At 37.2% G+C, this 13,103-nt stretch carries 12 protein-coding genes; 8 read left to right on the top strand and 4 right to left on the bottom strand.

Features of this window, described 5'->3' with window-relative positions:
• Window positions 1–184 precede the first annotated feature (184 nt).
• From H6G41_RS13150 to petN, 3 genes are all read right to left on the bottom strand, one after another.
• Window positions 185–3,328, bottom strand: a complete 3,144-nt coding sequence (locus H6G41_RS13150) for a GAF domain-containing protein (protein ID WP_190746628.1) — start codon at window positions 3,326–3,328, stop codon at window positions 185–187.
• Between the two features lie 250 nt (window positions 3,329–3,578).
• Window positions 3,579–3,740 carry a hypothetical protein gene (locus H6G41_RS13145; RefSeq protein ID WP_190746627.1) on the bottom strand — a complete coding sequence of 54 codons (162 nt, stop codon included), beginning with the start codon at window positions 3,738–3,740 and terminating at the stop codon, window positions 3,579–3,581.
• Window positions 3,741–3,747: 7 nt separating this feature from the next.
• A complete protein-coding gene (gene petN / locus H6G41_RS13140) occupies window positions 3,748–3,837 on the bottom strand; it encodes a cytochrome b6-f complex subunit PetN (RefSeq protein WP_010998401.1) in 90 nt (29 codons plus the stop codon).
• Between the two features lie 260 nt (window positions 3,838–4,097).
• Here petN and H6G41_RS13135 point away from each other — a divergent pair, with 260 nt between their 5' ends.
• The 5 genes from H6G41_RS13135 to H6G41_RS13115 all read left to right on the top strand — a co-directional run bounded on the left by H6G41_RS13135 (window position 4,098) and on the right by H6G41_RS13115 (window position 7,262).
• Window positions 4,098–4,547 (top strand): hypothetical protein, encoded by a 450-nt coding sequence (locus H6G41_RS13135; protein WP_190746678.1) that lies wholly within the window; start codon window positions 4,098–4,100, stop codon window positions 4,545–4,547.
• Window positions 4,548–4,659: 112 nt separating this feature from the next.
• Complete coding sequence (locus H6G41_RS13130; RefSeq protein WP_190746626.1) at window positions 4,660–5,226, top strand: 3'-5' exonuclease; 567 nt, start codon at window positions 4,660–4,662, stop codon at window positions 5,224–5,226.
• Between the two features lie 48 nt (window positions 5,227–5,274).
• Window positions 5,275–5,613 carry a carbon dioxide-concentrating mechanism protein CcmK gene (locus H6G41_RS13125; protein ID WP_190746625.1) on the top strand — a complete coding sequence of 113 codons (339 nt, stop codon included), beginning with the start codon at window positions 5,275–5,277 and terminating at the stop codon, window positions 5,611–5,613.
• A gap of 9 nt (window positions 5,614–5,622) precedes the next feature.
• Entirely contained in the window at window positions 5,623–6,816 is a 1,194-nt protein-coding gene (locus H6G41_RS13120) for a pyridoxal phosphate-dependent aminotransferase (RefSeq protein ID WP_190746624.1), read from the top strand.
• An 8-nt stretch (window positions 6,817–6,824) separates the two neighbouring features.
• Window positions 6,825–7,262 carry a secondary thiamine-phosphate synthase enzyme YjbQ gene (locus H6G41_RS13115; protein ID WP_190746623.1) on the top strand — a complete coding sequence of 146 codons (438 nt, stop codon included), beginning with the start codon at window positions 6,825–6,827 and terminating at the stop codon, window positions 7,260–7,262.
• 107 nt (window positions 7,263–7,369) lie between these two features.
• Here H6G41_RS13115 and H6G41_RS13110 read toward each other — a convergent pair whose 3' ends face one another.
• Complete coding sequence (locus H6G41_RS13110; RefSeq protein WP_190746622.1) at window positions 7,370–8,047, bottom strand: SDR family oxidoreductase; 678 nt, start codon at window positions 8,045–8,047, stop codon at window positions 7,370–7,372.
• 1,132 nt (window positions 8,048–9,179) lie between these two features.
• Between H6G41_RS13110 and H6G41_RS13105 the strand changes: the two genes are divergently transcribed.
• The 3 genes from H6G41_RS13105 (at window position 9,180) to H6G41_RS13095 (ending at window position 13,053) form a co-directional block, all read left to right on the top strand.
• Window positions 9,180–9,938, top strand: a complete 759-nt coding sequence (locus H6G41_RS13105) for a hypothetical protein (protein ID WP_190746621.1) — start codon at window positions 9,180–9,182, stop codon at window positions 9,936–9,938.
• Window positions 9,939–10,165: 227 nt separating this feature from the next.
• Window positions 10,166–11,794 carry an NAD(P)-binding domain-containing protein gene (locus H6G41_RS13100; protein ID WP_190746620.1) on the top strand — a complete coding sequence of 543 codons (1,629 nt, stop codon included), beginning with the start codon at window positions 10,166–10,168 and terminating at the stop codon, window positions 11,792–11,794.
• Window positions 11,795–12,183: 389 nt separating this feature from the next.
• Complete coding sequence (locus tag H6G41_RS13095) at window positions 12,184–13,053, top strand: alpha/beta hydrolase (RefSeq protein WP_190746619.1); 870 nt, start codon at window positions 12,184–12,186, stop codon at window positions 13,051–13,053.
• Window positions 13,054–13,103 lie beyond the last annotated feature (50 nt).

Here is a 13,103-nt window from a genome sequence, read left to right as displayed (position 1 = left end):
GGGAATAGCAGGGTTAGGAGTACTATAGTCCCAAAATTCACGGTAATGCTTTACAAGCTGTTTGTGAATTTCTTCAAGATCTCCCTCGGTTACTATGTTCTCTACGCCTCTGCGGTTCGTTAAAAAAAGCGATCGCCCTTTTCAACTAGGATTACTCTCAAGGCGATCGCACAGCCAAAATCTGCTAATTTACCGCACATTTTATCGGTATTTGGATCTGAAACTGAGAACCTTTCCCAGGTTCGGAAATACATTTGATTGTTCCATTATGTTTTTCAACAACAATCTGATAACTAATATATAGCCCTAAACCAGTACCTTTACCCGGTTCTTTGGTGGTAAAGAAGGGGTCAAAAATCCGCGATCGCACGTTCTCTGGAATGCCACAACCATTATCATCAATGTTAATCAAAATAGAGTTTTCCTCTATCACTTCTGTACAGATATGAATTTGCGGATTTTGCAAGTTTTTATCTTTGATGATTGCATCTTCTAAAGCATCAATGGCATTGCTAATCACATTCATAAAAACCTGATTTATCTGAGCAGCATAGCATTCTACCAAAGGTAATTTTCTGTATTGTTTTACTACCTCAATAGCAGGAAAATTAGCTTGAGGCTTCAAACGATGTTCGAGAATTAATAAAGTGCTATCAATACCTTCATGGATATTGACTGGTTTCATATCTGCTTCATCTAAACGGGAAAAAGTCCGTAATGAAAGTACTAATTCGCTGATGCGTTCTGCTCCAACTGTCATGGAATTGAGGATTTTTGGTAAGTCTTGAGCCAGAAAATTTAAATCTAGTGCTGTTATTTGCTTTTGAACTTCTGCTTTTGGGTTAGGATAATTTTTTTGATAAACATGCAGCAATTTTAGTAAGTCTTCAGCATACTCAGATACATGAGTAATATTGCCATAGATGAAATTAATGGGATTGTTAATTTCATGGGCTACACCAGCTACTAACTGTCCTAACCCTGCCATTTTTTCACTTTGAATTAATTGACTTTGAGTTTGCTGTAATTCTTGCAGAGTCTGCTTGAGTTCTTCTTTTTGGCGCTGAGTTTTTTCCAGTAATTCTGCTTGCTGGAGTCCTACCCCTAATTGATTACCAATATGTATGAGTAAATCAATTTCATGTTCTTGCCAGTTGCGGGGTTTAGTATTTTGATATGCTGCTAACAATCCCCAGAGTTTCTCACCTTGAAAAATTGGTACAATCATATACGCTCTAGCTACAATTGGTTTTAACAGAGCAATCTGACTGGTATAATCTTCAGTGTTATAAATATCATTAATAATGATAATTTTGCTGTTAGCATAGTCTCTTGCTTGAGTTTGTTGCCAGTAATCCTGAACAATTAAAGGTACAACTTCCCGGTTAGGTGACCAATCTTGGGCTAATGATTCAGCAACAAATTCTACAGTCTTATTAAGACGGAAGCGGTAAATTGTGGCTCGCTCAACTTCTAACAGCCGTCGGACTTCTTGGGTACTGGTAGTAAATATTGTCTGAAGATCGAGGGATTGGCGAATTTTTTCTACTGTCGCCGCTAATGTTTTTTCCCTTTCGGTAGCTTTGCGTTCTCGTTCCGCAGCTTCCCGTTCTCTTTCTGCGGCTTGTGCAAGTTGCTGTGCTTGTAACTGTACTTGTTTTAAAGTTTCTGCTTGTTGTATTGCTACTCCTAATTGCACGCCGACTTGTGCTAGTAAGTTTATCTCTTCATCTTGCCAATAACGGGCGTGAGAGTTTTGATAAGCTACTAATAATCCCCACAGTTTTTCTCCTTGAGAAATGGGTACAAAAACCTCATGACGCGGATGTTTGTTTGCTGGTGTTCTTGGTAAAAGATTATGAGCGATCGCTAGTTGTGATCTCACAATTGGTATGGCATCATCAGCAATGGAATCAGCCACAAAATCACCACTCCAGTCAGGGTGGAAACGATAAATGGAAACTCTTTCTACTTCTAGAAGGCGTCGCACTTCTTGAGTAGTAGCTTGAAAGATGGTGTCAATATCTAAAGATTGACGAATTTTCTCTACAGTATTCGCTAACGCCCTTTGTCTTTCAGCAGCTTTAGTCAGTTCTGCTGCTTGAGTTTGCAATTGTTGTAAAAATTCTACTTGCTGTAATGCTACACCTAGTTGAGTACTAACTTGGGTGAGTAGGTAAACTTCATCTTCTTGCCAATCACGCCGATTGTCGTTTTGGTAGACAGCTAGCAAACCCCAAAGCTTTTGACCGTGATAAATAGCAATAATAACATAAGCTTTTGCCTGATAGCTTTCTAAAACTTTCAAGTAGCATTCGCTAAAGCCAGCATTGTAGATATCATTACAAATACGGTATACTTCACCTCTAGTAAAACGCCCACCTTCTGTGTCTTGTAAATATGTATCTACTACTGGTGTTTCTGCTAAATCTTTGACGCTACATTCGCTAACATTTTCACCTAATTCCGGACGTTGCGCTTGTTCTTCTATTAAGGAACTCCAACCTGTTGCTACCGATTCAAACACAAATTCACCACTCCAATCTGGGTAGAAACGGTAAATAGCAACACGATCGGTATTTAAAAGTTTTCTTAGTTCTTCAGTACTAGCACGAAAAATGCTTTCTAAATCAAGAAACTGACGAATTTTTTCTACAGTTATGGCTATGGTTTTCTGCCATTCTGCTACCTTGGCTCTGGCTTTAACTTTTTCTAATTGTGCAGATTGTATTTTCGCCTGTTCTAGATAATCTGCTTGCTGTAATGCCACACTTAAATGTTCAGCGATGAGTTGGACAAATTCAACTTCTGATGCTTGCCATTGCCTAGGTTCACTACACTGATGAATGCAAAGTAATCCCCATAAATGTTTACCTTTCATTAGGGGGGCGGCAATGTTTGCTCTTACTTGAAATTTTTCTAGTATTTTGATGTGGCAATTACTAATACTAGCTTGATAAATATCAGCTATAACATTAATACTGCCTTGCTGATAAAGTTCCACAAATTCTTCAGCAAAGCAATGATCTTGGAGTTTAGCTTTTAGGGCTGAGTTCCATTCATTACCTACATCTTCATAAATAAATTCTCCTTCCCATCCCAACTCTGGGTAAAAACGAAATACCCCAACTCGATCGTTATTTAAAAGTTGGCGGACTTCCGTAACTGTAGTTTTGAATATAGTATCTATATCTAAAGACGCGCGAATTCGGGCAATAACTTTAGAGAGAGCTTTATACTTATCACCTTGATGCAAAGAACGATCGCTTTGATATTCTTTTAGCTCTGAATTCGGTTGTGTTGATGCCAGGGTTGAGGAGTTTTCCATGCCGAATAGGACTTTAAATATTGAAAGTCTTCTATTTCAGAATTCCCTGAATTGCGTTCAATGTAACAGATATTCCCAGATATCTATCTTAAGTAACAAATTTTCCAATAAATTTATAATTTTAACTAATAAAGTAATAAATATTACAAAAATTAGTAACATTTTTACTGTGTAATCACTAAAACAAGATAGGGACGACGATCGCATCGCGTCCCTAAAGAAGGATTATTGATCAAAGAAAAGCGGGAAATCACCGTCGCTTGGGAGTGGTGCTTTTGGTTTCGCGTTTTTCATTTTCTTGACGACGGCGATCGCGCCAATCTGCCAAGGTTAAATAACCAACACCCCCAGTCACTACGACTAGCAGCAGTACGGCTAGCAATGCCAAAATACTTAGGACTGGATTTTCCACGATGCCTCTATAATCCGTTACGTCCCCAAACTACCATTGCAATAGACCAAGTAAACACGACTAAGAGTGATACCCAACCCAGTGTCAAAATTGCCATAGTCCCACTTTTAAAATAATTACAAAACGTTTCTAATATTTATCATACTGGGAAAGGGGGCATTGGGCATTGGGCATTGGGCATGGGGCATTGGGCATTGAGAATTATTGATTTTTCCGCGTCACCACGTCTTCTCCAGTTTTATTTTCCCCCTGCTCCCTGCTCCCTGCTCCCTGCTCTCCGCCTCCTACCTCTTGTCCTCCTTCCTTTCCCCTCGTTGGCGTTGCAATATTGTGAAGAGAATTTTCGAGCCTCAGTTAATGTTAGAACGGATAGAATCGCTAAAAGTGGGAATTATTGGTGCTTTTTCCCTATTTATCGCGTTTATCATCACTAGTCTTGTCAATACCCTAGTGCTAGTCAGGTATTTTCCGACACTTGTAAATTTAGCAATTCAGCCGCTGAATTTAGACTTTGCGCTGAGTGGGGCGATCGCTTCATTCTCTGGTTTTTTGTTTGGCGCTACCTACCGCTATATTATCCGCAAGGATAACAATCCCCATCTCAAATCTGGTGGTGTACTTGCTTTTGGTTTGGTACGAGGCTTGAGTCAAATAGAAGCTGGCTGGAATTCTCTGGCTACGGTATTACCTTATCTTATATTAGCTGGTGAGAGTGTTTTGTGGTTTGCGATCGCAGCTAAGGCGATCGATACTGCAATGCAACTTGGCTGGCTCAAGCCTTTCCCCTCAATCCCCACAGACTATTGACTTCACAAATTATCTATGTAATATATGTATTACATAGTGAAATATTATGAATACAACTGCGTTACTTCTTTGATGACGCAGTTCAATAAATTACATATATTTACTTATTAATATGACAACTAAAACTCACCATTATTATCTCATCATAGATTTAGAAGCTACATGTTGTGATGCAGGCTCAGTTCCCAGGTATGAAATGGAAATTATTGAAATTGGTGCAGTCATGCTCAATCGCACCACATGGGAAATTGATTCAGAATTTCAACAATTCATCCAGCCTGTGAGACATCCACAATTAACAATTTTTTGTACAACATTAACTAGCATTCAACAACAAGATATTGCCCAAGCGCCCAAATTCACAGAAGCAATTGAAAGTTTGAAAACATGGATGAATTTATTTCCTAATCATGTTTTTTGTTCTTGGGGAAACTATGATAAAAATCAATTTATGCAAGATTGTAAATATCATAAAATTCCTTATCCCTTTAGTTCAGAGCATATAAATATTAAAGAAAAATTTTCTGAATATTTGGGTGTATCTAAAAAATTTGGGATGGCACAGGCACTAGAATATCTAGGACTGGAATTACAAGGTAGACACCATCGCGGTATAGATGATGCTCGTAATATCGCAGCTATCTATAGATATATGAAACTCAACAAAATTAATAGATAATACCAGTAGAAGATGAAAAACTGAATTTTGAATTCGGAGCAAAGCGACGTGACACTGGCACTGGGAATGATTGAAGTTTATGGCATCCCCGCAGCAGTGGAAGCTGGGGATGCTATGTGCAAAGCTGCCCGCGTCACTCTGGTAGGGTATGAAAATACTGATTTAGGAAGAATTACCGTACTGATTCGTGGGGAAGTGGGTGAGATAAATGTGGCTGTAGTTGCAGGGTTAGCAGCAGTAGGGCGAGTTAATGGGGGTGAGCTGCTTTCCCATCATATTATTCCCCGTCCCCATGAAAATTTAGAATATGTGTTACCGATTCATCGCAGTGCTAATGTTGAGCAATTTCATGCCGATATTCGGTTTCCTCCGCCCCTATCAGCGTAAAAATTTCATATGAAATCCCTAATATCTCGTATGCAGGCGGTACAATCGCCGATTATTCCCGTAGTTGGGGAATTAATTAAAAACACCCCCGGAACTATTTCTTTAGGGCAAGGTGTTGTTTCCTACAATCCACCGCAATCATCTGTAGACTTTTTAGCCAAATTTCTTTCAGAACCTACTAACAATTTATACAAAGCTGTTGAGGGAATTCCGCAATTACTAGAGGCATTAACAGCCAAGTTACAAGCTTTTAATAGAATTGAAATTAATGCAGAAAATTGCGTAGTTGTGACAGCGGGAAGCAATATGGCGTTTACGAACGCTATTTTGGCAATTACTAACCCAGGCGACGAAATTATCCTCAATAAGCCTTATTATTTCAATCATGAAATGGCGATCGCAATGGCTGGTTGTCGTGCAGTATTAGTAGATACAGATGAAAACTACCAACTGCGTCCAGATGCGATCGCCCAAGCAATCACACCCAAAACTCGCGCTGTAGTCACAATTTCACCGAATAATCCTACAGGGGTGGTATATCCAGAAGCCGCATTGCGCGAAGTTAATCAATTATGTGGCGTTCACCGAAGGTGTGCCGAAGGCACTCGCGGCATTTATCATATTAGCGATGAAGCCTATGAATACTTTACCTATAACGGTGTAAAACACCTATCGCCTGGGGCTTTTACTGGTAGTAGTGACTACACGATTTCTCTTTACAGCCTGTCTAAAGCCTACGGTTTTGCTAGCTGGCGTATCGGTTATATGGTAATACCCCAACACCTGCTTGACTCCATCAAAAAAGTCCAAGATACAATTTTGATTTGTCCGCCTGTAATTTCTCAGTATGCGGCATTAGGCGCATTACAAGCCACAGAGGAATATTTCACAGAACATATTGGGGCGATCTCTCAAGTGCGACAATTAGTACTTGAATCTCTCAATCGCCTCCAAGGCTTGTGTACCATTACCCCTGCTGATGGCGCTTTCTATTTTTTTCTCAAAGTTCATACCAACATGAATGCTTTTGAGTTAGTCAAAAGACTCATCCAAGAACATCAAGTAGCAGTTATTCCCGGTACAACTTTTGGTATGGAAGATGGATGTTATCTGCGAGTTGCTTACGGTGCGCTACAAAAAGAGACAGTCAAAATAGGTATACAAAGATTAGTTCAAGGTTTACAAACAATATTGGGGTCGTAATTGAAAATATGACAATTATTAATCAGCTCATAGAAATTAAAACTGAACAGGGAATTAATATTTATAACATCACGCCTCAAATTCAGGATTTAATTAACTCCACATCAATTCAAAATGGACAAGCTTTAATATTTTCGCGACATACAACAACCGCTTTAGCTATCAATGAAAATGAAGAACGCCTGTTAGAAGACATCAAAGTATTTTTGCGCAAATTAGCGCCAGAATCAGAGAAATATTTACATAATGACTTGCATTTAAGGATTGTTCCAGAAGACGAACCGATGAATGCACACTCTCATTTAATGGCAATGATGCTCAGTACTAGTGAAATTATTCCCATTGTCGATGGCAAGTTAGCATTAGGAACTTGGCAATCAATATTATTTTTTGAATTAGATGGGCCGCGTCAACGTACATTATTTGTACAAATTTCCGGGGAGTAGTCTAGATTAATTCCAGACAATCTCTCCCCTCACTCAACACTTCGACAGAGCTTCAGTGCGGCACAGTCAACAGTCAACAGTCAACAGTCAACAGTCAACCACCAACATTAATCTAAATTAAATTCCACAAAATCCGTTTGCCCAAACAACTGATTTTTATCAACTGCTGATAATACTTTATTATTAGCACGCTCAGAATTGAGAGCGCGAACAACTAACTGTGCCACATCTGCGCGATGGATGCTACCAACAATCCGAATGTCTTCAGTTAAAACTGCATTACCCGTTGCAGGTTCAGATTTTAGACCCCCTGGACGGATGATAGTGTAGGTAAGTCCGCTATTAATTAAGTGTTGTTCAGCCTTGTCTTTTTCAATCAAAACATTTTGCAACGCGGCTAAAGCTTGCGGCGACAAAGCACCAACACTATTACCTGTACCAATAGAAGTTACGAGAATAAACTTTTTTACCCCAGCTTTGACTGCTGCATCAATCAAATTTTTATTCCCAGGATAATCAGCCCTGTTAGTCTCATCAGGTAACCCACCTATAGTACTGATTACTGTATCGATGAGTTCATCTGTCAGTATTGCACGTTCTACATCGCTGACATTCATCGCATCGCCAAAAACCACCTGAATACCCAATGCTTCTAAATCAGCAGCAGCATCTGGTTTTCTTAGCAGTACTTTGATTTTTAGCTGTTGTGCTGCTAAGTAGTTAGCAATTTCTCGCCCAACACCACGACTGGCTCCAGCCAGAAAAATATAAGATCCCTTTGTCATAGCTGCTTATTTATCTCTCAATACACAATAATTAACATTTCCAAAATGCTATCAAAGTATGGGTATTGTTTGAAAAAGGTTTATAGCATCAAACCAATTCAAGATGAAGATGCATATAATTTAGCCTGCGCAGGCTACCCTTTAGGAAGTAAGAAAAAATTTTGATTGATTTGATACTTGCGTAAGTTCTATATACCTGTAACTAAGTCAATCATGCTATAACAGCGCCATTATAAGAAAAACTAACGCAGAAATTAAGAAAATACATAAAATTACTGATAAAAAACACACTTTATATAATCAAATGTCATGTTTACTTGACATTTCAGTATTAGTCTTTAAGTATAAAAGTTATTTTTATAACATTATCCTATTGAATTAATTTATATAAATTTTATTTAAAATAACTAAAACTTTATATTGATGTAGATAGCAACACATAAAATTGCGTGTTCATTAGCAAAATTTATAACATAGGCTTAATTTCACATCGGAATATATAGCTTTGTAGCTTAAAACAGACAAAGCATGAGCACTTTCCCATTATTGTGTTATTTAATACAATGTATTTTGAATGTGTAATTATTTTAAACAGTTACAAAGAATTACGGATACTTTTTTCAATAAAAAATTAAACAATATTTTTACAAATTGATTTTTGGAAATTCAAATTATTAATACTACATAGCAATAACAGTAGAAGTAAATAGTATTTACAAACTATTGTCAAGCTAGTAGTTAAAGTTAATTGTTGCCAAAAATTTTTCCAATATAAATTACTTAATAGCTATGTAGTCATGGAAGATATTTGACTGAACATCATAGCAATCAAGGTGCATTTGTAGATCTAATTAATTCAGGAGAGACAGATTGTGTTTTCTCAATAACTTAGGTCTAATGAGCTATAAAGAATATCTGTTTTTGTTCTAGATAAATTGGTTCATTTTCTAGAACAAAATTCAACAGAATTATTCTATTTTGACTAGATTTTTGTAGTAAAAGTAAGTTTTCAAAGCGAGCGATCGCTAATTTTATAGTTTGTTGTCATAGTTAGGTATGCAGTAGCAATTTTTGACAAAATTGTCAGCAATTCTAAAAGTGTAATTTAATGCAGATGCTGAGGTATTTTCAGATGAAAGAAGTTTTAGATTTGATTCAAAAAAGAAAAGAAGAGTTTGCTAAATTACGGTTATTTGAGTACTTAAAAGATGAGAGCATAGATCCACTAGAAAGAGTAGCTTGGGCACCTTGTTTTGCTCCATTTGCAATGAATTTTAAAGATTTGAATGCATATGCATTGCGGCAAGAACCAACTACCGATCCTATTCAAGAGATGATCAATACACATACTTATGAAGATGGTCAACATTGGGCTTGGTATTTAACAGATATAGAAAGATTAAATATTGATCTATCAATGCGGTTTACAGAAACCTTGCGATTTCTCTGGGGTGATGAGACAAAGAGAACCAGACATTTATGTTACGATTTATTTGCTTTATCCTTATCTCAAACTGATCCGCTTTTGAAATTGGCAATTATTGAGTCAATAGAAGTAACAGGAACAGTTGCATTATCAGCCCTCGCAAAACTTGGTAACGATTTAGAGCAATTAACCAAAAAGCATTATCGTTACTTGAGTGCTTACCATTTAGGTGTAGAAACAGGTCACGTTCAAGGAGGACAAAGTTATGAAGATACAGACAATTTCCTCAAAAATATCCAACTCACAGAACAGCAAACATCAAAAGCATTAGAGATAGTTAACCGTGTATTTGACAGTTTTACTGATTGCGTTAAAGAACTCATGGATTATGCAGACAATCATAGTTTTGCGCAACCTTTCCCAAAAATACACAAGTCTGAAGCACTCTTGCAAACCACAATCTAAATATTTTGCATCTTATTGAGTGCGATGTTTTCAGACTAAATCTTTTAACTACGGTTAAAATAGGGCTATACTTTCTATATTGCGGGTTAACTAAGTAGGAGAGATGAATTTAGTAACCCGCAACTTAATCAATAATAATTCCTATTTTTCATTTAATCATCAAAATATTGGTCTATAACTTATGGGCTATCGCAATCTGTCTCTATCTATTAATAGGGATTACTAAAATGAACGCAAATTCGGATCTGGATTATTTAATAATTGGTGCTGGCCCTGCTGGTTTACAGCTAGGTTATTTTTTAGAAAAAGCCAATCGCAACTATTTAATCTTAGAAGCAGGAGATTCTCCCGGAAGTTCTTTTCAAAAGTTTCCTCGACACGGCAAATTAATTTCAATTAATAAAGTTTATACAGGTTACGAGGACACAGAAATTAATCTGAGATGGGATTGGAACTCTCTGTTAAATGATAGTGAAGCTATGCTGTTCAAGAATTACAGCAGACAGTATTTTCCTAATGCAAACGATCTCGTAAAATATCTGAGTGATTTTGCTACTTACTTTAATCTCAAAGTTAAATATGATTGCCAAGTTATCCAGATCAAAAAAGATAATAAATTTATAGTCATCGACCGCAGCAATAACATTTATTCTGCATCACGCCTCATAATTGCTACTGGACTTTCCAAACCATATATTCCACAAATTTCTGGCATTGAATTGGCAGAAAATTATGTTGATGTCAGTATAAATCCAGAAAACTTCATTAATCAAAAAGTATTAATAATCGGTAAGGGTAATTCTGGATTTGAAACTGCTGATAATCTCATAGATACAGCAGCTATGATTCATATAGCCAGCCAAACTCCTATATCTATGGCATGGAAGACCAAATATGTCGGACATCTACGAGCAGTTAATAATAATTTCCTCGATACATACCAGCTAAAATCTCAGAATGCGGTTCTAGATGCACAAATTACTAAAATAGAGCGCCATCAAGGTAGATTCATTGTATCTTTTTCCTATACACACGCTAATGGAGAAGAAGAAGAGATAGTTTACGATCGCGTTATTGTATGTACTGGCTTTCGTTTTGATGATTCAATTTTTGATGAGTCATGTAAACCTGAACTAGCTATCAACAACAGATTTCCTGCACAAACTAGTGAATGGGAATCAATTAATATCAAAGGTTTGTATTTCATCGGCGTGCTTAGTCATATGCGAGATTTCAAGAAAAAGCAATCTGGCTTTATTCATGGATTTCGCTACAATATCCGTTCACTGCAAAAAATATTAAATTACAAGTATCATAATCAAGAATTACCCTATCAATTACTTAGTCCTACACCCCAATCCTTGACAGAGGCAATTTTTCAGCGAGTTAATACAAGTTCTGGACTATGGCAGCAAACAGGTTTTCTCTGTGACATAATAGTTATCTCAGAGCCGGGTAAATCAGCAAGGTATTATCAGGAACTGCCCAAAGATTATATCCATGATAGTGAGTTTGGTAAGTGTAAGCACTACTACACTATCTCCTTGGAATTTGGTTATGAAGTAGGCAAAAATCCTGACCCTTTCGCAGTTCAGCGAGTTCACAAAAACGATGCTATAAATGCGGAGAAAAGTGCTTTCATCCATCCTATTATTAGACGTTTTTGTGGAAATACTTTAATTCAAGAACATCACGTTATTGAGGATTTGGCAGCCGAATGGTTAGAAGATGTGCATGTAATACCATTGTTAGAATTCTTCAAAGTTCAACTTTCTGAAAAATTAGAATCCTCTCTGGTAAATGAAAATGAAAGACATTTACCTTCTGAGATGTTAAGTTTAGCTCTTGTGGAGTAAAATTTAAACCTTTTTAAACTAGGTGCAATCAGATATGTAACTATTTTAGGTGTATGAAATTATCTACCCAGGAACAAATCTGATTCACATCTAGCCTAGGTGTCTACTTTCCATTGCTGAGACACCTTTATATTTCCAAATCATCCTGCTTATATGAGTTTAAATTTACACAAAAAGGATTATATCCGTTACTATAATTAAATATCTTAGGTAAAAACCTTTGCTATAGCTTGGAGGTTTTAATTCATATAATACGTATAATTTTATTAACAATGCTTAAGTGTAGTATTTAAAATCAGTAAAATTACTACTTGCAGCCAAATTTTCTATCTGGATTTTGGATACATAGTAAATAATCCTATGTGCAATGCTGATTACAGAGAATATCTATGCTATACGGTAATTTTAGAACACAAGCTGAACTTGATGCTGAGTATAATGCTGCTGAATTGGGTATTGATATAACCTCATATATCAATTTTTATGCTACGAGTAGTCTTGAGGTGCGTGAAGAATTTCCTTGCCATCTCAGTATTCCTTTTGGCCCAACCCTAGCTGAACACTTAGATATTTTCCCAGCCGCCTATCCTGGTGCTCCAATTCTTGTCTTTATTCACGGTGGCTACTGGATTATGCTAAGTAGCAAAGAGTTTAGCTTTGTAGCGAAAGGTATGGTTGCAGCAGATGTCACAGTTATAGTTATCAACTATGCCCTATGTCCGAAAGTGACGATTGACGAAATTGTTCGCCAAAACCGTGCGGCGATCGCCTGGATTTACAATAATGCTGGAAGCTTTGGTGGCGATCCTCATCGCATTTATGTATCTGGTCACTCAGCAGGCGCTCATCTTACTGCTATGCTCATGGCTACAGACTGGAAAAATGATTACGGATTACCGGAGAACCTGATTAAAGGTGGCTGTGCTATTAGTGGTTTGTTTGACTTGATGCCTTTTCCTTATACTTGGCTACAGCCAAAACTACAACTAACTTGGGGTGAAGTTCTCCGCAACAGCCCGATTCGACATATTCCTGAAACAGCTGGCTCCCTAATTTTAACTTACGGTGGAGAAGAAACAAACGAATTCCACCGTCAGTCACAAGATTTTCTAGCTACATGGAAGGCTAAGGGACTCAAAGGTGAATACTTACCACAACCAGATAAAAACCACTTTACCGCAATTAATGGCTTTCTCGATACTAATAGTCCACTTTGCAGGTCTATTTTGAAACAGATGGGTATCAAAGTCAAAACTTAGTTGAGATTTACAACAATTTTCTTGATTAGAGATAAAGTTTTTTGCTTACC

This window comes from Tolypothrix sp. FACHB-123, assembly GCF_014697075.1.
Classification (GTDB): Bacteria; Cyanobacteriota; Cyanobacteriia; order Cyanobacteriales; family Nostocaceae; genus Aulosira.
Note: the sequence above shows the minus strand (reverse complement) of the source record. Positions and strands in the feature narration are given on the sequence as shown.

Bases quoted from the DNA above. Each gene is read 5' to 3' on its own strand.
- H6G41_RS13150 (WP_190746628.1), bottom strand. From the start codon at position 3,328: ATGGAAAACTCCTCAACCCTGGCATCAACACAACCGAATTCAGAGCTA.
- petN (WP_010998401.1), bottom strand. From the start codon at position 3,837: ATGGCAATTTTGACACTGGGTTGGGTATCACTCTTAGTCGTGTTTACT.
- H6G41_RS13135 (WP_190746678.1), top strand. From the start codon at position 4,098: ATGTTAGAACGGATAGAATCGCTAAAAGTGGGAATTATTGGTGCTTTT.
- H6G41_RS13130 (WP_190746626.1), top strand. From the start codon at position 4,660: ATGACAACTAAAACTCACCATTATTATCTCATCATAGATTTAGAAGCT.
- H6G41_RS13120 (WP_190746624.1), top strand. From the start codon at position 5,623: ATGAAATCCCTAATATCTCGTATGCAGGCGGTACAATCGCCGATTATT.
- H6G41_RS13115 (WP_190746623.1), top strand. From the start codon at position 6,825: ATGACAATTATTAATCAGCTCATAGAAATTAAAACTGAACAGGGAATT.
- H6G41_RS13110 (WP_190746622.1), bottom strand. From the start codon at position 8,047: ATGACAAAGGGATCTTATATTTTTCTGGCTGGAGCCAGTCGTGGTGTT.
- H6G41_RS13105 (WP_190746621.1), top strand. From the start codon at position 9,180: ATGAAAGAAGTTTTAGATTTGATTCAAAAAAGAAAAGAAGAGTTTGCT.
- H6G41_RS13100 (WP_190746620.1), top strand. From the start codon at position 10,166: ATGAACGCAAATTCGGATCTGGATTATTTAATAATTGGTGCTGGCCCT.
- H6G41_RS13095 (WP_190746619.1), top strand. From the start codon at position 12,184: ATGCTATACGGTAATTTTAGAACACAAGCTGAACTTGATGCTGAGTAT.